The sequence below is a fragment of the Dietzia sp. NPDC055343 genome (assembly GCF_053645265.1).
This window is the reverse complement of the sequence record NZ_JBSHMJ010000007.1, coordinates 73317-95049: the sequence shown is the minus strand read 5'-3', so window position 1 is coordinate 95049 and position 21733 is coordinate 73317. Positions and strand designations below refer to the sequence as shown.

The window sequence follows — 21733 nt, the reverse complement described above, 5'->3', positions numbered from 1 at the left end:
CCGTGGCCTCCACCGACCTGCCGGACACGCTCCGGCTCTCACTGCTGGATCGGTCCCGCACCCGCCACGCCGAGCCGCATGCCTCCGCCCTCGAGGCGACGCTACGCCGGGCCGAACACGCTGACTCTCTGGGCTTTCACCGCTTCTGGATGGCCGAGCACCACTCGGTCCCCGGCATCGCCAGCGGCAGCCCGCAGCTCCTGATCGCGGCCGCCGCGGCGCGCACCGGGCGCATCCGCCTGGGCTCCGGCGGCGTGATGCTGCCCCACCACCGCCCGATGATCGTCGCCGAGCAGTTCGCCATGCTCGAGGCCCTGTACCCGGGCCGGATCGACCTGGGCGTCGGGCGGTCCCTGGGATTCACCGCGCCGGTGCGCGCGGCGCTCGGTGTCGAGGAGTACGACGACGACGCCTTCACCCACGACATCAGCTCGGTTCTGGACTTCCTGCACGGGCGCGGCCCCGTCACCGCGCTGCCCGTCATCGAGGATCCGCCGCCGGTCTTCGTACTCGCGACGGGCCGTGGCCTGGAGATCGCGGCACGGGCGGGGCTGCCCGTCGTGGTGGGCGGGCCCCGGTTGCTCGCCGACCCGACGCCGCTGGAGCGCTACCGCGCGGATTTCCGGCAAGGCGGTGCCGCATCGGAGCCGTACGTGGTGGTGAGCCTGGAGGTCGCGGTCGCCGAGTCGACCACCTCCGCGCGCGAGTTGCTGGCCTCGGAGGCCTGGGCGATGGCCGAGTCCCGCGAAGCCGGGGCGTTCGGGCCGTTGCGCTCGCCGGCCGAGGTGATGGGCCGGAAGTTCCGGCCGCAGCAGCTGCGCCGGATGGACGAGTGGATCGCCGGAACCCTCTACGGCGACGCCGAGCAGGTCGGCGCCCCGCTAGCCGCGCTGGTCGAGCGTACGGGCGCTGACGAGGTCATGGCCTCCACGTCGATGTACGACCGTGAGGCACTCGCCCGATCGGACGCGGCTCTGGCGGGCCTACTCGCCGGGTAGGTCAGAGGCCGGGGCCGCGGGCCCGTTGCGGATCCGATTGATTAGCTTGGGGCCGGCCGTGATGATCATCGGCAGCACGGACACCAGCACGATCCCGATGAGGATCAGGTCGATGTGGTCCTTGATGAACGTGAACTGCCCCAGCCACGCACCCAGTGCGGTGACGCCCGCCGCCCAGAGCACCGCGCCCACGACGTTGTAGGTGACGAACACCCGGTAGCGCATCCCGGCCATACCCGCGACCAGCGGAGCGTACGTACGGACGATCGGCACGAAGCGGCACAGGATGATCGTCGCGGGGCCCCACTTCTCGAAGAACTCGTGGGCCTCGGTGATGTACGCCTGCTTGAAGATCCGCCCGTCCGGCCGGTTCTGGAGGTGGTGCCCCCACCGGTTGCCGATGAAGTAGCCGACCTGGTCGCCGAGGAACGCGGCGATCGGTGCCGTCACCAGAACGACCCACAGCGGGGCGAAGGGACTGTCCTGCTGGGTGAGCAGGCCCGCGGTGAAGAGCAGCGAGTCTCCGGGCAGGAACGGGAACAGGAGGCCGGACTCGATGAACACCACGGCGAGCAGGGCCGGCAGGATCGCATTGCCGAACGGGCCGTCGCCGGAAAGCCAGAATTCCGGGTCCATGAAACCGGGGCCCAGGGCCACCACGTGCTGTGCCTGTTCGGCCAGGATGTGCGTATTCACCCTACGAGGCTATGCCAGTACGCCTGGGAATCCGCTGAAGGCGCGGGCGCGCGGCCAGCCCCGGGCCCGCTACCACCCGAAACCTCGTAGGATGGGGCCAATCACAGCGCCGACATCTGGAGGATCGTCAATGCCTATCGCCACCCCGGAGCAGTACAAGGACATGCTCGACCGGGCCCGCACGGAGGGGTTCGCCTACCCGGCGATCAACTGCACCTCCTCGGAGACCATCAACGCAGCCATCAAGGGCTTCGCCGATGCCGGCTCGGATGGCATCATCCAGTTCTCCACCGGTGGTTCCGAGTTCGGCTCCGGCCTGAACGTCAAGGACATGGTGACCGGTGCCGTCGCGCTCGCTGAGTTCGCGCACGTCATCGCGGAGAAGTACGACATCCTGGTCGCGCTGCACACCGACCACTGCCCCGAGGACAAGCTGGACACCTTCGTCCGCCCCCTCATCGAGATCTCCCAGGAGCGTGTCGACCGCGGCGAGAACCCGCTGTTCCAGTCGCACATGTGGGACGGCTCGGCCACCCCGCTCGACCGGAACCTCGAGATCGCCAAGGAACTCCTCGAGAAGACGGCCAACGCCAAGCAGATCCTCGAGATCGAGATCGGCGTCGTCGGCGGCGAGGAGGACGGTGTCGAGAACGAGATCAACGAGAAGCTCTACACCACTCGCGAGGACTTCCAGGCGACCCTCGACGCGCTCGGCGCCGGCAACACCGGTCAGCGCTACCTGCTCGCGGCGACATTCGGCAACGTCCACGGCGTGTACAAGCCGGGCAACGTCAAGCTCAAGCCCGAGGTCCTCAAGATGGGCCAGGACGTGGCCGTCGAGAAGCTCGGCCTCAACGCCGGCGACCTGCCGTTCGACTTCGTCTTCCATGGCGGCTCGGGCTCGGCCAAGAGCGAGATCGAGGAGGCGCTGAGCTACGGCGTCATCAAGATGAACGTGGACACCGACACCCAGTACGCGTTCACCCGCCCGATCGCCGCGCACATGTTCGGCAACTACGACGGTGTGCTGAAGGTCGACGGCGAGGTGGGTAACAAGAAGGTCTACGACCCCCGCTCGTACCTCAAGAAGGCTGAGCAGGCCATGTCCGAGCGCGTCGTCGAGGCGTGCAACGACCTCAAGTCGGCCGGCAAGTCCAAGGGCGTCAAGGCCTGATCTGACCTCCCTGACGGCGAGAGCCCCGCGACCTCATCGAGGTTTCGGGGCTCTTCGCTTGCCGGCTGGCCATGCGCCGGGGCCGGGTGGCGCGGCGTCTACGCGAGATCTCATGGGCGGCGAGCGGTCGCACGGGTGAGTCAGGGAGCGATCAGCCGGGCTGGCCCTCCTGCGGGACGGTGCCCATGCCGACGCCGGGCTCGCAGAGTTTCCACGCCCCGTCTTCGTTACGCATCTGGATCTGCTCGTTCGTCGTCTCGCCGTCCTCGCCGCCGGACTCGACAGTCGCGCTGGCCTCGGTCCCGTTGCCGTCGACCTCGACGCCGGTGACCTGCAGGTCGGCCGGGAACGATCCCGCGATGGACTCCCGCAGCATCGAGTCCAGGTCCGTGCCGGTCTGTTCGCCCGAGGCGGTGATCTGATCCACCAGTTCCTGCGGGACGCGGTTCTCCGCACACATGTGGCTGTTGAACTCGGCGAACGACTCGGCCGCGCTCATGTCGTCGAGCGTCTGCGCGACCTCGCGCTCGACCCTGCCCGCCGAAGACATGGGGCCCATCGTGAACAGCCAGCCCAGCACGGCGACCAGGACGACCACCGCGAGGAAAACGCCCGCCCAGACCAGCGAGCCCCGACGGGCGGGCCGCGCCGCTTCTCCGCAATCGCCCGCTCCGCGGCCGCCTGCACCGGGACCTCGGGACGGGTCCCCGGCGGGTGGTTGCTGGCTCGTCGTCGTCATCCACTACTCCCGGTACGGCTCGCGCGCCCCGGTCGGAGCGCATCGACCCGCCACGGTAGCGGAACCACCTGTGAGCCCGGCAGCAGCGTCCGTCTCCGATGCGGACAAGCGACCGGGGCGTGGCGGCACAGAGAGCGGACTGCCAGGTCTGTCTCAGGAAACAGCAAGTTACCCTTCCGGTATGCCTTCAACGCGACTCGATCCACGCCGTGTCATGACCAGCTTTCTGCTCGCCTCGGCGGTCGTCCTCGCCGGCATCGGATCAGCCCACGCGGACCCCGCCGACTGGACCCAATACCGGCACACCTCCACGAACAACCCCCGCGTGGTCTCCGGCGTGAATGAAATATTCAGCGGGACGATCCCCACCGCGAACGAGGTGCGGGCGACCCCCGTGGTCGCCGACGGCAAGGTCTTCGTGGGTAATCACGACAGCGGCGAGTTGCAGGCGTTCGACCTGACGACCGGTCAGCTGCTCTGGCAGGCGCAGGCCCCGAACTGGGTGCATTCGGAGATGATCCACGCCGACGGACGGGTGTTCGTCGGATTCGGGAACCGCTTCTTCCAGGACGGCTCGGAGGGGTACCGCGGTACCGGCGAGAGCGGAGTCCTGGGACTTGACCCCGACACGGGCGAGATCCTGTGGCGCCACGACACACCCGGCGAGGTGATGCCGACGCCGGTGGCCGTGGGCGGCGCGGTCTGGGCCGTGACCGGGGACCGGCGACTGTACAAGCTGGATCCGGGCACGGGAGAGGCGCTCGACGTGGTCGAGACCGGCCATATCGCCAGCATGTCCTCTCCGTCCGAGCGGGACGGCGTCCTGTTCTTCGGCGGTGGGGCCCCGGCTCCGTACACTTTTTTCGCCTACGACACGGGGGTCGACGACTTCGCGTGGCAACGGGAGTTCCCCGAGTTCAACCGCGGGCTCGACGACGTGCCGCCGGCGGTCGACGCGGGCGTCGTGGTGACCACCGCCAATCGTGCCCTCATCCCGGGGCCGGCGGGCTTTCGTGAGGAGCACTCCATCGTGGCGATGGACACGCGGTCAGGCGAGATCATGTGGCGCGACGTGCTCGGTGTGGGACCGGCGCCGACCAACAACCGGTCGGGTGCGCCGATGATCCACGACGGGGTCGTGTACGTGGGCAGCCCGACCACGGGTGCTGCCTACGCCTACGACCTGCACACCGGCGTGAGGATCTGGCGCAATCCGATCGGGACGATCAAGGCGGCCCCGGTGGCAGTGGGCGACGACGTCTACTTCTCGACGACCGCCGGCGATGTCTATCGTCTGGACACGGCGACGGGAGCGACCACCGGGATCCTGGAACTCGACGGCGCACTGGCACCCGCCGGGCCGATCGTCGTGGACGAGACACTGGTCGTGCCCAGCCAGAGCCGCAACGTCTACTTCGTGCCGCTGGCCGAGTTCCCGGACGGCCCGGCGGCGGGGGGTTCGCTGGCGAGCCTCGGCGACCCTGCGGCGCCGCTCGGCTCGGCCGGTGAGGCCCTGGGTGCGGCCGCGGGGTCGCTCGGCGCCGACGCGGGGTCGCTCGATCCGGCGTACTGACGCGCGACCGGAGATCCGCCGCTCGGAGATCGATCTGTCGCCGGAGGTCCGCAAGCAAATCGAGATCCGAGCGGCAGATCGGGCGGGAGCCGTGAATCCGAGGAGCGGATCGGGCAGGGGCAGCGAATCCGACCGGCAGATCGGGCAGGGGCAGCGAATCCCAGCGGCGGATCGTGGCCGGTGACGAAGCCGGCCACGGATCCGCCTGACCTCAGGGCAGCGGGCCTGCGGGCGCCACTTGGTTGGTGCCGTGCGCGGTCCGCCAGCTGTGCATGGGGTAGGCCCCGCTGTCGGCGCGCGTGTGATCGTGCAGCGCCCAGTAGTCGGCGTGCGCGTAATCCTGCGTGAACTCGACCACCGTGTAACCGTGTCGGTCCAGGTCGACCCAGCGGATGTGGTGGTTCGCGCCCATCAGCGCACCCTGCGCGGCCGCGGACAGGCCGTTGCCCTCGGGCAGCCCCAGGATGTCGTCGACGTTGTTGCTGGTGATCGACGGGGTCACGAACTCCACCGCGTCGGTGCCGGCGCCCGGGTATTCCGCGGCGTCGGTGGGCACCTCGTTGACCCACGAGCTGTGGATGTCGCCGGTGAGGAACACGAAGTTGCGGTTACCGGTCGCGCGGATCACCTCGAACAGGCGGCGGCGCTCACCGGCGTACCCGTCCCACTGGTCGGAGTTGTAGGTGATGCCCTCGCGCGGCATGCTCAGCAACTCGGTCATGGCGCTCATGGTGCGGTTGTCGAGCGGCGGGATCAGCACCGGCGCGACCATCACGGAATTGCCGATCACGTTCCAGCGGGCGGTCGACGAGCCCAGGCCGCGGGCCAGCCAGTCGAACTGCTCGGCGCCGGTCATGGTGCCGGTCTGGTCGACCGCGCGGCCGTCGAACCGGCCGGGCGACTCGGTGCGGTACGAGCGCAGGTCGAGCATGTTCAGCTCGGCGAGCGCGCCCCAGCGTAGGCGGCGGTAGAGGAAGCCGCCGTCGCGCAGCGAGTCGGGCCGGATCGGCATCCACTCGAAGTAGGCCTGCGAGCCGGCGGCCTTGCGGTCGGCCCACGAGCCCTCGTGCGGCTGGTGGTTCTCGGCGCCGTGCTCCCAGGCGTCGTTGGCGAGCTCGTGATCGTCCCAGGTGCAGATCCACGGCACGTGCGCGTGCAGCGACTGCAGGTCCGGGTCGGTGTGGTACTGCGCCATGCGGATGCGGTAGTCGGCGAGGGTGACGATCTCGTGCGGCGGGTCGTGGGGGCGGACGGCGCCGAACTTGGCCGTGTACCCGCCGCGCTCGTACTCGTAGATGTAGTCGCCGAGCTCGATCACCACGTCGAGGTCGCCACGCTGCACGAGGTGGCGGTACCCGGCGAAGTAGCCGGCCTCCCAGTTGGAGCAGGAGACCACGCCGGTGCGCCAGCGGCCGGAGGCGGGCATGGCGCCGTCGGCGGGGGCGGTGCGGGTGCGGCCGACGGGCGAGGTCTGGCCCAGGGCGCGGAAGCGGTAGTGGTACCAGCTGTCGGGGGCCAGGCCGGTGGCGTCGAACTTGACCGTGTGGTCGCGCCCGGCGTCGGTGGTGACGCTGCCCGAGGCGGTGATGGTGACGAACGAGGGGTCGGGGGAGACCTCCCATTCGACGACGACGGCGTCGCCGATCCCCGACCCGGGGGCGGCCTCGGCGGACGGCGTCACGCGCGTCCACAGGATGACGCGGTCCGCCATGGGGTCGCCCGACGCGACGCCGTGCTGGAAGGCCGCCACCGCGCCGCCCGCGGGGGCCCCGGCGCCGACCGGAACGGCCGCGCCGGCGGTGGCGGCCTGACCGGCGAACGCCCCGGTGCCGACAGCGGCGCCGGCCAGCGCCCCGGCCCGGAGAACGGTCCGCCGGTTGAGCCCGGTGGCGGCCCGGCCGGACGGGGTGGACGACGACGCGGGGGAGGACGGCACAGTCATGCGTCCAGTTTGCCGCTCGCTCAGGTATTCCGGGGCGAACTCCGCCTAGTCGTCACCGAACGTTCACGCGGGCGTGGCCGTCGACGCCGTTGACGGAGATCTCCTCGCTGATCACCACGGTCTCGGAAGGCTGGTCAGAGTCGGTGGCCGCGGCCGACTCCGCCGGCGTGGACAGGTAGCGCTCGAGGGAGTCGTCGAGCTCCTCCAGCCACGGGGTGTGGTGCGTGGTGGCCATGGTGCCGGTCATGACCGAGCGGTGGTTCTTGTCGCGGTAGGTGAGGATGTTCTTCACCTTGTCCTCCTTCCAGTCCAGGAAGATCTGCACGACCTCGTCGATGTCGAACATCGGGTAGTCCGTGGCCTCGATGAGGTCCCGGATGTAGTCACCCTGGAAGCGCACGTCGTCGGCATCGCCGTCCAGCTCCTGGAAGCGCTTACGCCACGAGCGCATATGGGCGGCACGCTGCTCGGCGGCGGGCAGCGTGGCCCGGCCGAGGATGAGGTCGCGGACGTACCAGGCCTGCGCGTCGAACATGTTGAACGTGAACCACTGGTCCTGGGCGCCCAGGTAGTACAGCTTCGGGTTCTTCTGCCAGACCACGCCGCGGTAGAGGCCGGCGGGGTAGATGTTGTTCGGTGACTGCAGCGCCAGCTCGGCCGGCAGGAACGGGTACTTGTGCAGGTACCCGGTGCACAGGATCACGGCGTCGAACTCGCGGGTCTCGCCGTTCGAGAAGTGGACGGTCTGACCCTCGAACCGGTCGAGGAGCGGGAGCTCCTCGATACCGTCTGGCCAGTCGTAGCCCATGGGGCTGGTGCGGTAGGACATCGTCACGGAGGCGGCGCCCATCTTGTGTGCCTGCACGCCGATGTCCTCGGCCGAGTACGAGGCGCCGATCAGCAGAACGCGCTTGCCGTCGAGGGCCTCCGCGCCACGGAAGTCGTGGGCGTGCCGCACCGAGCCGGGGAAGGTCTCGATCCCCTCGAAGTCGGGGACGTTCGGGAAGCTGAAGTGGCCGCTGGCCACGATCACCCGGTCGAACTCGGAGCTGGTGGTCTTGCCCGAGCGCAGGTTCTCCACCGTCACGGTGAAGGTGTCCTGGTCGCGGTCGTAGTCCACCCAACGGACCGCGGTCGAGAACTGCACCTTGTTCTTGACCTTGGACCTGCGGACGCGGCCGTCGATGTAGTCCCACAGCACCTCGCGCGGCGGGTACGAGGAAATGGGCCGGCCGAAGTGTTGGTCGAAGGTGTACTCGGCGAACTCCAGGGCCTCCTTGGGGCCGTTGGACCACAGGTTGCGGTACATCGAGGAGTGCACCGGCTCGCCGTAGCGGTCCGTGCCGGAACGCCAGTCGTAGTTCCACTGCCCGCCCCAGTCGTCCTGCTTCTCGTAGGCGACGATCTCGGGGATCTTCGCCCCGGCGCGCTGGGCGGACTCGAATGCCCGCAGTGCGGCGATCCCGCTCGGTCCGGCTCCGATAATCGCAATACGCTGTCTTGACACAGATTTCCTTCCGGCCCACGTGCGGCCTGTCCGTTTCTCCGACTGGCCCCGGCGGAGGCAATACCCGGCGCGATCGACTCATATGATCCGCGCTCCGAGGCCTCGACACCGACACCACGATCCCGCTCAGGAGCGGCGACCCGGGAGGGGCGCCAGCAACGAGCGCGCGGCGCCCTTTCGGAACGCCGCATGTCCTTCATGATAGCAAAACTGCACTTCACAAGCGTTCGCTTCACCCTTCTCCTGCGTATGTGACGTCTCAACCAGCAGCGATGTGGTCTGGGGCGGGTGGTCCCTGCACGCACGCGGCCAGTCGCTCGGCGGAATCATGGACAATGGAACGCATGACCCAGTTCGGAGACCTTCTCGGCCCCCCGCCCACCCGTCTGACCGGCGACCCGGAGGCGGAGGACGCCCTCGCCGCGGGCGAGGAACCCCGCACGGTGGCGGCCTCGCACCCGTCGGCGTCGGTCGCATGGGCGGAGCTGGCCGAGCGCGCGCTGGACGCCGATGACGCGGTGTCGGCGTACGCGTTCGCCCGCACCGGCTACCATCGCGGCCTCGACCAGCTGCGCCGCCACGGCTGGAAGGGCTTCGGCCCGGTGCCGTATGACCATGAGCCCAACCGGGGCTTTCTGCGCGCCGTCGCCGCACTGGCCCGTGCCGCGCAGACCATCGGCGAGGAGGACGAGTACATCCGTTGTCTGGACCTGATCAATGAGTCAGACCCGCACGCCGCCGCGCCTCTCGGCCTGGCGTGACCGACTCGACGCCCGCGCGCTGGGCGTCTACGCCGCGCTGCCGGTTCCGCTGAGGACGCGGAGCCGGCGTCTGGCGTACGCATTCCTGCCGATCCTGCAGTGCGGTATCGCCGCTGGCCTGGCCTGGTTCATCGCCAACGACCTCCTGCACCACCCGCGACCGTTCTTCGCGCCCATCGCCGCGGCCATCGCGCTGGGCATCGGCATGGGCCGGCGGGTGCGCCGCGGCATCGAACTCGTGATCGGAGTAGTGGTGGGCGTCGGTCTGGGCGACCTGCTCATCGCGCACATCGGCTCGGGGCCGTGGCAGATCACGGCCGTGGTGGTGCTGGCGATGTCGGCGGCGGTGTTCCTCGACCGGGGCGCCCTGGTGGGGACCCAGGCGGCGTCGTCGGCGATCCTCGTGGCCACGCTCCTGCCGCCGGGCAGTACCGGCGGTTACGATCGGATGGTCGATGCGTCCGTCGGCGGCGCCGTGGCGCTGCTCCTCATGGCGTTGATGCCGGTCCACCCCCTCAAGCGGGTCCGCCGCGAGGCTGCATCGCTGCTGGGCGTGGCGTCCTCGGTACTCGGGGAGGTGGCGGACGGGTTGGAGACCCGCGATTCGGACCGGATCCGACGCGCGCTGCAGGACGCGCGCGACACCCAGCCGGCGATCGACGCGATCGAGGAGCAGCTCGCCGGGGCGCGCGAGCTCGTGAAGATCTCGCCGTTCTACCGGCGGCGCAGGCCCGAGGAGGTCACGCTCGCGGCGGTCCTCAACCCGCTGGACAACGGCATCCGCAACATCCGTGTGCTCGCGCGACGGGCGATCGTCGCCGTGGACGACCAGGTGGACGTGCCGCCCGCGCTGGTCGCGCTGCTCAGGTCGCTCTCCGACGCGGTGGAGCTGCTGGCGCGGCGGGTGGCGAACGACCCTGACGCGCCCAAGGACGCGCAGGTCCACCGCGAGCTGCGGGCCGTGGCCTCGCGCGCCAAGCGTGAGCTGCTGTTCGATCCGGGCCTGACCGAGACCGTGATGCTGGCACAGGTCCGCTCGGTCCTGGTGGACATGATGCAGGTGGCGGGGCTGAGCAAGATCTCGGCCGTGGCCACCCTGCCGCCGACCGTGCGGACCCCGTCGGTGGAGCCGGAGTTGCTCGAGGAGTGGCCCGATTCGCCGGACCGGCCGACGTCCGTGCTGCCCCCGTTCAAGGCAACACGAGCCTCAATGGCTCGATATGACGATAGAAGGTCGTCCTCTTGACCGGCCGCCGCGCGGTGATGCCGTCGCGGGTGATCAGCGCGCCGGGCGTGCCGACCTGGACGGCGCGCGCCTGGAACCACTGCCGACGCCGGAACCTGCGGGGCCGGTCCGCGGTGGCGCGAACTCCCGGCAGGTCGCGGGAGACGCGCACCGTAAGGGCGTCGACCTTGCCGGTGAAGACCCTGTCGTCGTCGGCGTAGGCCTCGCCCACCAGCACGTCGTCGCCGGCCCCGGTCACGGTGGCCTCGCCCACCAGCACCGCCCCGGTCTCGTCGCGCACCAACGGCACCTCGTGCGCCCGGCCCTGCACGCCCAGCTTCGCGGCCGCGGAGCCCGTCGGCAGTCCGTAGGCGCGCGTGGCCGGGGTGGCGTCCTCGGCGATGTAGGCGATCTCCACATCAAGATTCTCAGTGCGCATCAGGCGCGTGAGCAGCGCGGACAGGCCGGCGTCGGTGCCACACACCAGTAAGCGGCGCCGGGCCCCGACCTCTGCCAGCGCCCGGTTGATCTCGTCCTTGTTGGGCACTTCGCTCACCTCGATGCGCGAGTGCTCACCCAGGACCGTCGGGACCGGCGTCGAGCCGCAGCGGATGACGATCATGACTTCCATCATGACCGTCCCGGGCCGCGGGGGCGAACCAGGGGCTGTCGCCGGCGGGGCGGGGCCCGCGAGGGGGTCGAACCACGGCCGGAGCGCCGGACCGGAGTCGACATGTGGGGCAGGATGGAGGGATGCGCAGGATCGACCTCAACTGCGACCTCGGTGAGGCCCGCCGGGGGACGCCGCGCTGGGCCGCGTCTCTCGCGCCCGGGGCCGGCCCCGACCCGGACGATGCCGCGCTGCTCGACGTGGTGACCTCGGCCAACGTCGCCTGCGGATTCCACGCCGGGAACCGGCCCACCATGAATGCCACCGCCGTGGCCGCCGCGCAGCGGGGCGTCGCGCTGGGCGCGCACCCCTCGTACCGGGACGGGGCCAACTTCGGGCGGGTGGCGCAGGACCTGTCGCGTGAGGAGGTCGCCCGCCTGGTGCAGTTCCAGCTGGAGGAGCTCGACATGGCCGCCCGCCGCCACGGCACGCGGGTGCGCTACCTCAAGCCCCACGGCGCGCTCTACAACCGTATCGTCCACGACGCGGAACAGGCGGCCGGCGTAATGGACGCCGTGCTGCGCTACGCCGAGCTGGCCCGCGAGGAGCCGCTGCCGGTGCTCGGCCTGCCGGGGTCGGTGGTGCTCGACCACGCGTCGGCAGCCGGGGTGCGGGCGGTGGCGGAGGCGTTCGCCGACCGCGGGTACCGGCCCGACGGCACGTTGGTGCCCCGCGGCGAGCCGGGCGCGGTCCTGAGCGACCCGGACCAGGTCGCCGCGCGCGTGGTGGCCATGGCGACCGGTCAGGAGATCACCGCGGCGGGCGGGGCGCACGTGGTGATCGACGCGGCGTCGGTGTGCGTGCACGGCGACACCCCCGGTGCGCTCGACCTGGCCCGCCGGGTGCGGGGCGACCTGGAGGCCGCCGGCGTGGAGGTGGCGCCGTTCGTGGAGCCGGCCGGGTCCGGGTAGGACCGGCCCGCCATGACGACGACGAGGATCCGCCCCTGCGGAGAGGCCGCGCTGTTGCTGGAGTGCGCGGATCTCGCGGCTGCGGTCGGGTGGGCCGAGGAGATCGGGGCCGCGCCTCTCGGGGCGGTGGATGTGGTGGCGGCCGCCCGGACCGTGCTGGTGACCGCCCGCGGTGCCGCCGATCTGCCGCGGCTGCGGCGGGCGCTGGAGGCCCTGCTCGCCGCCGGCCCCACGGCCCGCCCCGAGCCCGCGGGGGTAGACGTCGAAGCTGGGGCTGGTGCTGCAGCGGGCACGGTGACGCTGGATGTCCGCTACGACGGCCCCGACCTGGCCGACGTCGCCGAGTTGGCCGGCGTCTCCGTCGAGGCGTTCGTCCGGATGCACACCTCGATCACGTGGAAGGCCGCGTTCGGTGGGTTCGCTCCGGGCTTCTTCTACCTCGTCGACGCGCGAGAACTCGGAGCCGGCGAACTCGATACCGGCGCTGACCCGGGCCCCGGGCCGATGCCGACGATCCCGCGGCTGGATTCGCCGCGGCCGAAGGTGCCGGCGGGATCGGTGGCCGTGGCCGACCGGTTCTGCGCCGTCTACCCCGGCGCTTCACCCGGCGGGTGGCGACTGCTCGGCACCACCGACGCGCCACTGTGGGACATCGATCGTCCGCAGCCCGCGCTGCTCGCACCCGGCACGCTCGTGCGGTTCCGTGACATCGGTGCAGACGGCGCCGGCAGCGCCGGCAGCGCCGGCAGCGCCGACATCGGCAGCGCCGACATCGGCAGCGCCGGAGGGGCCAGATGAGTCTGCTGGTGCTCCAGGCCGGGCCATCGGTGCTCGTGCAGGACCTGGGCCGGCCCGGGCACGCCGACATCGGGGTGACCGCCTCGGGGGCCGCCGATCGCGCCGCCGCGGCCACCGCGCTGCGGGCCGTCGGCACCGACCCCGCGGCCGCCGTCCTCGAGGTGCTGCTCGGCGGGCTGACCGTACAGACCGATGTCCCGGCGGTGGTGGCGGTGACGGGGGCGGTGGGCGTTGTCGTCGTCGTCTCCCCGGGCGGGTCCCGCCGCACCGCCGCCACGGGCGAGGTCCTCCGACTCGAGGCCGGAGCGACCCTGGAGATCGGGCGGCCCGACGCCGGACTTCGCGCCTACCTGGCCGCGCGCGGCGGCATCGACGTGACGCCCGTGCTGGGAAGTCGGTCGCGCGACACCCTCGCCGCACTGGGGCCGCCACCCGTCGTCGCGGGGGACCGGCTCGGCGTGGGCGACCTCGTGGCGGGGCCGTGGGCCGAGGGCTGGCACCCCGCGGTGGGTGGCGGCGTCGGCCCCACCATCGGTGACGTGTGCGTCGAGCTGGACGTGATCCCCGGGCCGCGCGACGACCTGTTCCCCGACGAGGCGTGGGACGTGCTCGCCCTGACCGGGCACGTCAGCGGGCACGCCGACCGGGTGGGCGTGCGCATCGACCCCGCCCGCCCCGTCCCGCGGCTCTCCCGCGCGGAGATCCCCAGCGAGGGCATGGTGCGCGGCGCGGTACAGATACCGGCCGACGGCGCGCCCGTGGTGTTCGGCCCCGACCACCCGGTGACCGGCGGGTACCCCGTCATCGGTGTGCTCACCGCGCGGTCCGCGGACGCGATCTCGCAGCTTCTCCCGGGAACGCCGGTGCGATTCCGCAGGCTGCGGGGCGTCGCCGACTAGGGTGTTCACGGCGGTACGGACTATTCTGGGGCGTTGGTGTGCGCGGATTCGCTGTCAGGTGTCTGACGCCGGTGCACCGTGACGACGACTCATTCGAGGTGAATGCGAACCATGCCAGCGATCGTTCTGATCGGCGCCCAGTGGGGCGACGAGGGCAAGGGTAAGGCCACCGACATCCTGGGCGGCCACGTGGACTACGTGGTCAAGCCCAACGGCGGGAACAACGCCGGCCACACCGTCGTGGTGGGCGGTGAGAAGTACGAGCTCAAGCTCCTGCCCGCCGGCATCCTCTCGCCCACGGCCGTGCCGGTGATCGGCAACGGCGTGGTGGTGAACCTGGAGGCGCTCTTCGAGGAGATCGAGGGACTGCAGGCGCGCGGCGCCGACACCTCCCGCCTGCGGATCTCCGCCGACGCGCACCTCGTGGCGCCGTACCACCAGCAGCTCGACAAGGTCACCGAGCGGTTCCTCGGCAAGAAGGCCATCGGCACCACCGGGCGCGGCATCGGCCCCACCTACGCCGACAAGGTCTCGCGTGTGGGGATCCGCGTCCAGGACGTGTTCGACGAGTCGATCCTGCGGCAGAAGATCGAGGGTGCGCTGCACCTCAAGAACCAGATCCTGGTCAAGATCTACAACCGCCGCGCGGTCGAGGTCGAGGAGATGGTCGAGTACTTCCTCGGCTACGCCGACCGGCTGCGGCCGATGGTCGCCGACACCACGCTCATGCTCAACCAGGCGCTCGAGCGCGGCGAGTCTGTGCTCATGGAGGGCGGCCAGGCCACCATGCTCGACGTGGACCACGGCACCTACCCGTTCGTGACGTCGTCCAACCCGACCGCCGGTGGCGCCTGCGTGGGCTCGGGCATCGGGCCCACCAAGATCACCCACTCGCTGGGCATCGTCAAGGCGTACACCACCCGCGTGGGCGCCGGGCCGTTCCCCACCGAGCTCTTCGACAAGTGGGGCGAGTACCTGCAGGTCACCGGCGGTGAGGTGGGCGTCAACACCGGCCGCACCCGCCGCTGTGGCTGGTACGACGCCGTGATCGCCCGGTACGCCGCGCGCGTCAACGGCTTCACCGACTACTTCCTGACGAAGCTGGACGTACTCACCGGCATTGGCGAGATCCCGATCTGCGTGGCCTACGACGTGGACGGCGTGCGGCACGACGAGATGCCCATGTCGCAGACCGACTTCCACCACGCCGAGCCGATCTACGAGACCATGCCGGGCTGGGAAGAGGACATCACCGGAGCCCGCGTCTTCGAGGATCTGCCGCCCGAGGCTCGTGATTACGTATTGCGGCTCGAGGAGTTGGCCGGCTGCCACATGTCGTACATCGGCGTGGGACCCGGCCGCGACCAGAACGTGGTGCGGCGCGACATCCTGGCGTGAGGCTGTTCGCGGCGTGAGTTGACGAGCGCCCCGCACCCATCTCCTGAAGGGTGCGGGGCGCTTTTCTCGCTCTGTGGGCGCTTAGACCGGGAGCCCCGGGATCGGCGGGAGCTCGATCGCGCCGCCACCGATGCCCGCGCCGACCGCCAACGCGATCGAGACGCCGATGCCGGCGATGAGGACCAGCCCCACCTGCACGGCCTCGTTCTCCAAAGATCCGCTCGCGGAGGACTCGGCGCCGGTCGTGTCGTACTGAACTGTTGCCGAATCCACGGTGGCGGCCGGGGCGGCATGGGCGGGGGCGACTGCCACGGTGGCGGCGGTCAGTGCGAGGGCGGCAACGAGGGATCCGGTGCGGGTTTTGTTCATGTACGTCCTATCGGGCGCGTTGACAGGGGCATTACCGAGAGTGCCGCATTTCACGGCGTCGCCGCTCCTTGCCGGGAGGGGCAACTGGACCGGGGCTGGCCGGGCCTTGCTACCTACCGCGAGGGATCCGCATCCCATTTCTGATCGGTCGCGTTCTGGCAGGCATCGGCCGAGTAGACCCCTGCAGGATCGCGACCGGATCTCACGATATGCGACCGGATTTTACGAATCGCGACCGACCGGGCAAGGGCAGAGATGTCGGCGGGGGCGGCGCCCTGAGGCCGCAACTGAGCCCGCTGCCGAGATTCCTGCGAAATGAGGCCGCCTGGCGCAGAAACTCGGTGTCTTCGCACGTCAAACCCTGTGGATCGTCGACGGGTTATCCACATTCCGCCCTGTTCGTCGCCGATCGCCCAGTGGCCACCGACGACGATGGAATCGTGGCGCTAGATAACCCAGCAGATTTCGCGACGAGCCGGCCATCGGCAGCACGGTTTGTGGATGCGGTCTATCGCGGAGAACCCTTTCTCGGCCGGGCCGCGCTGCAGTACGGAGTGCTGACCCGCCATGATCTGCAGACCCGATTCCGAAAGGTGCACCCACGGGTCTTCGTGGCGAGGTCAGCCGAGCTGACGACGTATCAGACCATTCGGGCGGCCTGGCTCTGGGCCGGCCCCGGTTCAGTGCTGTGTGCTGGTACAGCGGCATTCCTTTCTGGGGAGGAGTACTTCGGGACTGAGATGGTCGACGACGCCGTGCAGCTCTGGAGACCGGACTTCCGAACCCCGCCGCCCGGCATAGTCGTTCGGAGATGGCGCGCTGCCCCTGAGTCCGTACAGGTCGGCGGCATGTCTGTCACCACACCAGCTCGCACGGCGATCGACCTGGCTCGGCAACTCGACTCGGATGTCAGAGCGGTCGCCGCGCTCGATTCGATGTGCAGGACCGGGCGCGCAACTCCGGACGCAATCGCCGAGACCGCGTTCACAATGGCTGGCCACACTGGCGTTCGACGGGTTCTCGGTCTCTTGCCGTCGGTGGATCCCAAGGCCGAGTCCCCTAAGGAGACCGAGTTGCGGTTGCTGATGGCAGCAACGGACCTTCCGCAACTGGAATCACAGGTCGAGGTATTTGATGAGCTGGGGCGACTCGTTTCTCGGCTGGATCTGGGGAACCGGGAGTGGAAGGTGGGACTGCAGTACGACGGGGAGGAGCATCTCAAACGGGAGCGCCGCGACCGTGATTCCATGTCGAATGCCCGGCTAGGAGTTCTGGGCTGGGACGCCCCCCGCGTGACACAGGGAATGTTGAGGTCGCCGAAAGACCTGATCGGCTTTGCGCGCGCCGCATTCGAGCGTCAAGGCTGGCGGCCGTGACAGCGTCACCGCGGTGTTCGGTGACTGGAAGTCGATACGCGATGGTGGTAGGTCGCGATTCGTGGAATCTCGTCGCATTTCGTCGAACGATGTCGCGATCCTGCAGGCGGCTACTCGGCCGATGCCTGCAGAATCGCGACCGTTCGAAGGGCGCGAGACTGGTCAGTCAACGTGGCTATATGCCACGCGGACCGCGGTGATCGCCTCGTTCAACGTGAAACCAGAGCCGACGGCCCGTTCGGCGAACTCCTCGGCGGCGCGGGTCAGAACTGCGCTCGTCAGATCGGGAGCCGTGACGAAGGTTCCCGAGCGGCCGCGGCCCTCCAACATTCCCGCCTCCTCGAGTTCGCTGTAGACTTTGGCTGCCGTCCTTGCCGCGATCCCGACCTCCGTCGCCATGGTGCGGATCGCCGGCATGCGGGTCCCGGGGGTCAGCGTTCCCCGGCGGATGGCCTCGACAATCTGCCCCTTGAGCTGGCGAAACGGCGGCTCGGTCGAGTGCGGGTCCAATGCCAGAACGATCCCGTCAATCTGCGAGCCGACCCCCGTTTCGCTCATGATCAGACCCAGACCTGGTCGATGTCGGTCACCTCGCGCGGCGGCGCGGCCGGGACCGGGGCGGCAGGGGTGCGCGAGAATCGCGGCGCGGGCGCCGGGCCCATGTCGCCGTTGACGTCGACGAAGGTCTCGCGCGCCACGTTGTGGGGGTGGTCCAGCGATTCCGTGTAGGTCAAAACCGGAGTGGTGCAGGCGTCGGTGCCGTAGAACTGCTCGGCCCACTCGTCGCGAGTCTTCTCCGCGAACGTGTCGGCGATGATCTCTCGCAACTCGTCCCAGCGGTCCACGTCGAACTGGCCGGGGACCTCGTCGCCGTCGATGCCGAGAATGCGAACGAACTCGGCATAGAACTGGGGCTCGAGGGCGCCGACGGCCATGAACTTGCCGTCCGAGCAGGTGTAGACGTCGTAGAACGGGTACCCCGTGTCGAGCATGTTCGTTCCGGCGACGTCGGACCATTGATCGCGGCCGCGCATGGCCCACTGGAACTGGCCCAGCACCGAAGCGCCGTCAGTCATGGCGGCGTCGATGACCTGGCCGATTCCGGAGGTCGAGCGCTCGATGATCGCCGCGAGGATGCCCTGGATGAGGAACATCGACCCGCCACCGAAATCGCCCACGAGGTTCAGCGGGGGCACCGGGCGCTCGCCCTTGCGAGCGGTCGCATTGAGGTGGCCGGTGAGCGAGATGTAGTTGAGGTCGTGGCCAGCGGTGAGGGCGAGCGGCCCGAACTGCCCCCAGCCGGTCATCCGCGCGTACACCAGCCGCGGGTTGAGTTCGAGGCACTCGTCCGGGCCCAGGCCCATTCGTTCCGTGACCCCGGGTCGGAAGCCTTCGACCAGCACGTCCGCCTTGGCGATCAGGCCGCGAACCTGTGCCAGGCCCTCATCGCTCTTGAGGTTTGCCTCCACGACGGTTCGGCCGCGACGGGTGATGTGTGCCCAGCCGTCGACCTGGGTGGCCAGTTCACCCGGACGCATGACGGTCACGACGTCGGCGCCCAGGTCGGCCATCATCATGCAGGCGTGCGGACCGGGGCCAATGCCGTTCAGTTCGACGACGCGGATGCCGGCGAGCGGGCCGGTAGATGCAGTGGTCACAGGTGTGCCCTTTCGTGTGGCTTTCCCCACACGTTATCGCCTTCACCGCCTGACGAGCGCGGCACCTCCAATGTGGCACGAGTGACACAAGTGGCACGGGTGGGCGCCGGGGGTGAGAATCAGCTCATCTTGTGGGTCGGTCGTCCAAATAGCCACGCAGTTCCTGTGACTTCCACCACCGTGGGCCACGGCATTCACTGAGACGTCAACGCGTCCATCAGGTTTGCGCGGAGTTTTCCCCACGCAAGGAGTTTCAATGTCTTGTCTCAAAGGATTCGCTGCCGGCGCTTCTGCGCTGGCGTTGGCCGCCGGAACCACTCTCGCCGGGGCCGGCGTCGCTGCCGCGCAAGACGACGATCAGGGTGCGACCGGCTCACTCGGTAGCAGCTCACTTGGCCTCGGAGACGTCGCCGGTGACCTCGAGACCGCCGCTGAAGCGCTCAACGGCCCGGTTGCCGTGACGCCGAACGCCGAGGGCGGCCCTGCCATCACGTACGTCAATGAGACCGATGGCGCGCAGGAGTGCCTCGGTTTCACCGCGCCGTACTCGACGGTGCTGGAAAACGACATCGACACCGACTACGACCCCGACGACGCCTTAGCGGCCCTCGCTCTGATGGACGCTCTCGAAGAGGGCGGCGACGTCTCGCTCTTCGGTGGGAACGCCGAGGGCGAGCCGATAGTGAGGGCGGATCCCAATCCGGCCGAGGGCGGCGACGTGGCGGGATTCGTGGCCGGGTTCGCACTGGGCTTGGGCGGCGAGAGCATCACCGTCGATTCAGGCGACCAAGTCTCCTGGACGCCCCCCTCGCCGGAGACGTCCGCGCTCGCCGTGGTGGTGTGTCTGCCTGAGGGGAGCGGCGACCGAGAGACCTACAACGGCATCGACAAGCAGGTCGTCGCGGACCAGATCAACGAAATTGTTCCGGGCGGATCGATCCAGGCTGGCTCCGTCTCGGGCGGCAGTGTCGAGACCGGCGTCACGGCCCTCGGCTCGCTGGCCTCAGCCAGTGCCGGCGACGACGCCGACACCGAGGAGCCCCCGGCCGAGGAGCCCGCCGAGTAATCGGCCAGCCCTCAGCACCATCGCAAACCAGACGGCCCCGGGAGGCCCTCGCCACAGGCGGGTGGACCGGCCGGGGTCGTCTGCTGTCATCTACTAGCCTGTGTGCCATGACCAGCGCGCATGATCCCCTGGCTCCGCCCGTCACGGACCGCTTCGGCACCCCCGGCGCACCGGAGGCCACACGCGTGATGCTGCTCGGCTCCGGCGAGTTGGGCAAGGAGGTGGCGATCGCACTCCAGCGCTTGGGCGTGGAGGTGATCGCCGTGGACCGCTATGACGGTGCGCCCGCCCACCAGGTCGCACACCGCTCGCACACCATCGACATGACGAACGCCGACGAGGTTCGCCGGGTCGTGGAGCTGGAGCGGCCTCAGGTGATCCTGCCCGAGATCGAGGCCATCGCCACCACCGCACTCGAGGAGATCGAGCGCGAAGGTCTGGCGCGAGTCGTGCCCACCGCGCGGGCGGTCAGGCTGACCATGGACCGCGAGGGCATCCGCCGCCTCGCCGCCGAGGAGCTGGGCCTGCCCACCAGTCGGTACGCCTTCGCCTCGTCGCTCGAGGAGCTACGCGAGGCCTGCGACACGACCGGGTATCCGTGCCTGGTGAAGCCAACAATGTCGTCGTCGGGCAAGGGACAGTCTTCCCTCGACGGTCCCGACGACGTTGAGGCGGCATGGAACTACGCGCAGTCCGGCGCCCGCGTCGCGGGGGCGCGCGTGATCGTGGAGTCGTTCGTCGACTTCGAGTACGAGATCACCCTGCTCACCGTCCGCAGCGTGGACCCAGAGACCGGCCGGATCCGCACCGATTTCTGCGAGCCGATCGGCCACACCCAAGAGCGTGGGGACTACGTGGAATCGTGGCAGCCGCAGGCCATGACGCAGGACGCCTACGACTCGGCGCGCTCGGTCGCGGCGCGGATCACGGGCGCGCTCGGCGGGGTCGGCGTGTTCGGTGTCGAGCTCTTCGTCAAGGGCGTCGACGTGTACTTCTCCGAGGTCAGCCCGCGCCCCCACGACACGGGTCTGGTGACGCTACGCAGCCAGGTGCTCAGCGAGTTCGAGATGCACGCCCGCGCGGTGCTGGGCCTGCCGGTCGTCACGACCATGTCCAGCCCGGGCGCGTCCGCGGTGATATACGGCGGGATGGACGCCGAGGGGGTGGGCTTCACGGGCGTGGCCGCGGCGATGGCAGTGCCGGAAGCTGACCTCCGCCTGTTCGGCAAGCCCTCGACCAGCGAGTTCCGCCGCATGGGCGTGGCAGTTGCCACCGCTGAGAACATCGAGACCGCCCGCGAGCGCGCCCGCAAGGCCGCGTCGCACGTGCGGGTGGTGAAGTAGGTACCGCGCGCGTACTGATCATGGCGAAGACTGTGCCCGAGGGGTCCGACATATGACGACGACGAGTTCGCCGCTCGACGACGCCCGCGACCTGCCGCGTGAGCCCACTGCACCATGGATCCGTGTGCTGGCGATCGTCGCGGTGGCGGTCTGGCTGGCGGTGGTGATCTGGCAGTTCATGGTCCTGCCCGACCGGATCCCCACCCACTTCGACGGCTCCGGCCGGGCAGACGGCTGGTCCAGCAAAAACGGCGCGCTCGCGTTCTCGGTGTTGATCCCCTTGCTGTGCGTGATCCCGCTGCCGTCCCTGGCCCGACTGGTGCTGCGTTGGCCGCAGGCCATCAACGCGCCCAATCGGGACTGGTGGATCACATCCGGCCCACGACTGCGTAGGTTCGAGCGGTTGATCCGGGAGGACCTGTGGCTGATCGCGGTACTCACTCTGGCTCTGCTGGTGGCGATCGACGTGGGGATCGCGATGACCGCGCGGGCGGAGTCGGATTCCATGGCGAACGGGGTGCTGTACGGTTCGCTGGCGGTGTTCGGCGTAGGACTGTTCGCGGTGTTGGCCCGCATGTACGCCGGTGGCCGCTACGCCGAACAGGATGTGCTCTGAGCAGGCGTTGAGCG

Annotated in this window: 21 protein-coding genes; 13 read left to right on the top strand and 8 right to left on the bottom strand. The window is 69.7% G+C overall.

What is annotated here, in order from left to right; translation table 11 throughout:
* Positions 1-2: 2 nt before the first annotated feature.
* On the top strand, positions 3-998 hold the full coding sequence (locus ACWIE7_RS05600; RefSeq protein ID WP_454068765.1) for an MsnO8 family LLM class oxidoreductase: 996 nt from the start codon (positions 3-5) through the stop codon (positions 996-998).
* On the opposite strand, the gene ACWIE7_RS05595 is transcribed toward ACWIE7_RS05600, so the two are convergent.
* Positions 984-1634: a DedA family protein gene (locus ACWIE7_RS05595; RefSeq protein ID WP_454058499.1), complete on the bottom strand. Its 651-nt coding sequence runs from the start codon at positions 1632-1634 to the stop codon at positions 984-986. The genes ACWIE7_RS05600 and ACWIE7_RS05595 overlap by 15 nt on opposite strands.
* A 190-nt stretch (positions 1635-1824) precedes the next feature.
* Between ACWIE7_RS05595 and fbaA the strand changes: the two genes are divergently transcribed.
* Positions 1825-2868, top strand: coding sequence for a class II fructose-bisphosphate aldolase (gene fbaA, locus ACWIE7_RS05590; RefSeq protein WP_452099908.1), 1044 nt, complete (start codon positions 1825-1827; stop codon positions 2866-2868).
* 151 nt (positions 2869-3019) lie between these two features.
* Here fbaA and ACWIE7_RS05585 read toward each other — a convergent pair whose 3' ends face one another.
* Positions 3020-3607 (bottom strand): Rv0361 family membrane protein, encoded by a 588-nt coding sequence (locus tag ACWIE7_RS05585; RefSeq protein WP_454068764.1) that lies wholly within the window; start codon positions 3605-3607, stop codon positions 3020-3022.
* A 181-nt stretch (positions 3608-3788) separates the two neighbouring features.
* Between ACWIE7_RS05585 and ACWIE7_RS05580 the strand changes: the two genes are divergently transcribed.
* Positions 3789-5180, top strand: coding sequence for an outer membrane protein assembly factor BamB family protein (locus tag ACWIE7_RS05580; protein WP_454068763.1), 1392 nt, complete (start codon positions 3789-3791; stop codon positions 5178-5180).
* Between the two features lie 211 nt (positions 5181-5391).
* Here ACWIE7_RS05580 and ACWIE7_RS05575 read toward each other — a convergent pair whose 3' ends face one another.
* Together ACWIE7_RS05575 and ACWIE7_RS05570 are read right to left on the bottom strand one after the other, a co-directional pair.
* Complete coding sequence (locus ACWIE7_RS05575) at positions 5392-7122, bottom strand: alkaline phosphatase D family protein (RefSeq protein ID WP_454058464.1); 1731 nt, start codon at positions 7120-7122, stop codon at positions 5392-5394.
* A gap of 52 nt (positions 7123-7174) precedes the next feature.
* Complete coding sequence (locus tag ACWIE7_RS05570; RefSeq protein WP_454068762.1) at positions 7175-8629, bottom strand: NAD(P)-binding domain-containing protein; 1455 nt, start codon at positions 8627-8629, stop codon at positions 7175-7177.
* A gap of 344 nt (positions 8630-8973) precedes the next feature.
* Here ACWIE7_RS05570 and ACWIE7_RS05565 point away from each other — a divergent pair, with 344 nt between their 5' ends.
* Positions 8974-9390, top strand: a complete 417-nt coding sequence (locus tag ACWIE7_RS05565; RefSeq protein WP_452099903.1) for a DUF3151 domain-containing protein — start codon at positions 8974-8976, stop codon at positions 9388-9390.
* A complete protein-coding gene (locus tag ACWIE7_RS05560; RefSeq protein ID WP_454068761.1) occupies positions 9347-10636 on the top strand; it encodes an FUSC family protein in 1290 nt (429 codons plus the stop codon). Before ACWIE7_RS05565 ends, ACWIE7_RS05560 begins: the two co-directional genes overlap by 44 nt.
* Here the strand turns inward: ACWIE7_RS05560 and ACWIE7_RS05555 are convergent.
* Positions 10581-11237, bottom strand: coding sequence for a hypothetical protein (locus ACWIE7_RS05555; protein WP_454058462.1), 657 nt, complete (start codon positions 11235-11237; stop codon positions 10581-10583). The two genes, ACWIE7_RS05560 and ACWIE7_RS05555, sit on opposite strands and share 56 nt — an antisense overlap.
* 131 nt (positions 11238-11368) lie before the next feature.
* On the opposite strand from ACWIE7_RS05555, the gene ACWIE7_RS05550 reads away from it, so the two are divergent.
* The 4 genes from ACWIE7_RS05550 (at position 11369) to ACWIE7_RS05535 (ending at position 15291) form a co-directional block, all read left to right on the top strand.
* Entirely contained in the window at positions 11369-12196 is an 828-nt protein-coding gene (locus ACWIE7_RS05550) for a LamB/YcsF family protein (RefSeq protein ID WP_454068760.1), read from the top strand.
* A 12-nt stretch (positions 12197-12208) separates the two neighbouring features.
* Complete coding sequence (locus ACWIE7_RS05545) at positions 12209-12994, top strand: 5-oxoprolinase subunit B family protein (protein WP_454068759.1); 786 nt, start codon at positions 12209-12211, stop codon at positions 12992-12994.
* Positions 12991-13893, top strand: a complete 903-nt coding sequence (locus ACWIE7_RS05540; RefSeq protein ID WP_454068758.1) for a 5-oxoprolinase subunit C family protein — start codon at positions 12991-12993, stop codon at positions 13891-13893. Before ACWIE7_RS05545 ends, ACWIE7_RS05540 begins: the two co-directional genes overlap by 4 nt.
* Positions 13894-14004: 111 nt before the next feature.
* On the top strand, positions 14005-15291 hold the full coding sequence (locus ACWIE7_RS05535) for an adenylosuccinate synthase (RefSeq protein ID WP_259842917.1): 1287 nt from the start codon (positions 14005-14007) through the stop codon (positions 15289-15291).
* Positions 15292-15372: 81 nt separating this feature from the next.
* On the opposite strand, the gene ACWIE7_RS05530 is transcribed toward ACWIE7_RS05535, so the two are convergent.
* A complete protein-coding gene (locus ACWIE7_RS05530; RefSeq protein WP_454068757.1) occupies positions 15373-15660 on the bottom strand; it encodes a hypothetical protein in 288 nt (95 codons plus the stop codon).
* A gap of 416 nt (positions 15661-16076) precedes the next feature.
* Between ACWIE7_RS05530 and ACWIE7_RS05525 the strand changes: the two genes are divergently transcribed.
* Positions 16077-17036 carry a hypothetical protein gene (locus ACWIE7_RS05525; RefSeq protein ID WP_454068756.1) on the top strand — a complete coding sequence of 320 codons (960 nt, stop codon included), beginning with the start codon at positions 16077-16079 and terminating at the stop codon, positions 17034-17036.
* A 162-nt stretch (positions 17037-17198) separates the two neighbouring features.
* Here the strand turns inward: ACWIE7_RS05525 and ACWIE7_RS05520 are convergent, their stop codons facing one another.
* Entirely contained in the window at positions 17199-17594 is a 396-nt protein-coding gene (locus tag ACWIE7_RS05520; protein ID WP_344993660.1) for a GntR family transcriptional regulator, read from the bottom strand.
* A 2-nt stretch (positions 17595-17596) separates the two neighbouring features.
* On the bottom strand, positions 17597-18694 hold the full coding sequence (locus ACWIE7_RS05515; protein WP_344993663.1) for a CaiB/BaiF CoA transferase family protein: 1098 nt from the start codon (positions 18692-18694) through the stop codon (positions 17597-17599).
* 256 nt (positions 18695-18950) lie between these two features.
* On the opposite strand from ACWIE7_RS05515, the gene ACWIE7_RS05510 reads away from it, so the two are divergent.
* From ACWIE7_RS05510 to ACWIE7_RS05500, 3 genes are all read left to right on the top strand, one after another.
* Positions 18951-19760: a hypothetical protein gene (locus tag ACWIE7_RS05510; RefSeq protein WP_454068755.1), complete on the top strand. Its 810-nt coding sequence runs from the start codon at positions 18951-18953 to the stop codon at positions 19758-19760.
* Positions 19761-19867: 107 nt separating this feature from the next.
* Positions 19868-21103, top strand: a complete 1236-nt coding sequence (gene purT, locus ACWIE7_RS05505) for a formate-dependent phosphoribosylglycinamide formyltransferase (RefSeq protein ID WP_454068754.1) — start codon at positions 19868-19870, stop codon at positions 21101-21103.
* 52 nt (positions 21104-21155) lie between these two features.
* Complete coding sequence (locus tag ACWIE7_RS05500) at positions 21156-21719, top strand: DUF1648 domain-containing protein (RefSeq protein WP_454068753.1); 564 nt, start codon at positions 21156-21158, stop codon at positions 21717-21719.
* The last annotated feature ends 14 nt before the right edge of the window (positions 21720-21733 follow it).

Excerpts from the sequence above, each read along its gene's own strand:
- ACWIE7_RS05585 (WP_454068764.1), bottom strand. The coding sequence starts at position 3,607 with ATGACGACGACGAGCCAGCAACCACCCGCCGGGGACCCGTCCCGAGGT.
- purT (WP_454068754.1), top strand. The coding sequence starts at position 19,868 with ATGACCAGCGCGCATGATCCCCTGGCTCCGCCCGTCACGGACCGCTTC.
- ACWIE7_RS05510 (WP_454068755.1), top strand. The coding sequence starts at position 18,951 with ATGTCTTGTCTCAAAGGATTCGCTGCCGGCGCTTCTGCGCTGGCGTTG.
- ACWIE7_RS05560 (WP_454068761.1), top strand. The coding sequence starts at position 9,347 with ATGAGTCAGACCCGCACGCCGCCGCGCCTCTCGGCCTGGCGTGACCGA.
- ACWIE7_RS05535 (WP_259842917.1), top strand. The coding sequence starts at position 14,005 with ATGCCAGCGATCGTTCTGATCGGCGCCCAGTGGGGCGACGAGGGCAAG.
- ACWIE7_RS05555 (WP_454058462.1), bottom strand. The coding sequence starts at position 11,237 with ATGATCGTCATCCGCTGCGGCTCGACGCCGGTCCCGACGGTCCTGGGT.
- ACWIE7_RS05550 (WP_454068760.1), top strand. The coding sequence starts at position 11,369 with ATGCGCAGGATCGACCTCAACTGCGACCTCGGTGAGGCCCGCCGGGGG.
- ACWIE7_RS05520 (WP_344993660.1), bottom strand. The coding sequence starts at position 17,594 with ATGAGCGAAACGGGGGTCGGCTCGCAGATTGACGGGATCGTTCTGGCA.
- ACWIE7_RS05575 (WP_454058464.1), bottom strand. The coding sequence starts at position 7,122 with ATGACTGTGCCGTCCTCCCCCGCGTCGTCGTCCACCCCGTCCGGCCGG.
- ACWIE7_RS05545 (WP_454068759.1), top strand. The coding sequence starts at position 12,209 with ATGACGACGACGAGGATCCGCCCCTGCGGAGAGGCCGCGCTGTTGCTG.
- ACWIE7_RS05540 (WP_454068758.1), top strand. The coding sequence starts at position 12,991 with ATGAGTCTGCTGGTGCTCCAGGCCGGGCCATCGGTGCTCGTGCAGGAC.
- ACWIE7_RS05530 (WP_454068757.1), bottom strand. The coding sequence starts at position 15,660 with ATGAACAAAACCCGCACCGGATCCCTCGTTGCCGCCCTCGCACTGACC.
- ACWIE7_RS05565 (WP_452099903.1), top strand. The coding sequence starts at position 8,974 with ATGACCCAGTTCGGAGACCTTCTCGGCCCCCCGCCCACCCGTCTGACC.
- fbaA (WP_452099908.1), top strand. The coding sequence starts at position 1,825 with ATGCCTATCGCCACCCCGGAGCAGTACAAGGACATGCTCGACCGGGCC.
- ACWIE7_RS05580 (WP_454068763.1), top strand. The coding sequence starts at position 3,789 with ATGCCTTCAACGCGACTCGATCCACGCCGTGTCATGACCAGCTTTCTG.
- ACWIE7_RS05595 (WP_454058499.1), bottom strand. The coding sequence starts at position 1,634 with ATGGACCCGGAATTCTGGCTTTCCGGCGACGGCCCGTTCGGCAATGCG.
- ACWIE7_RS05500 (WP_454068753.1), top strand. The coding sequence starts at position 21,156 with ATGACGACGACGAGTTCGCCGCTCGACGACGCCCGCGACCTGCCGCGT.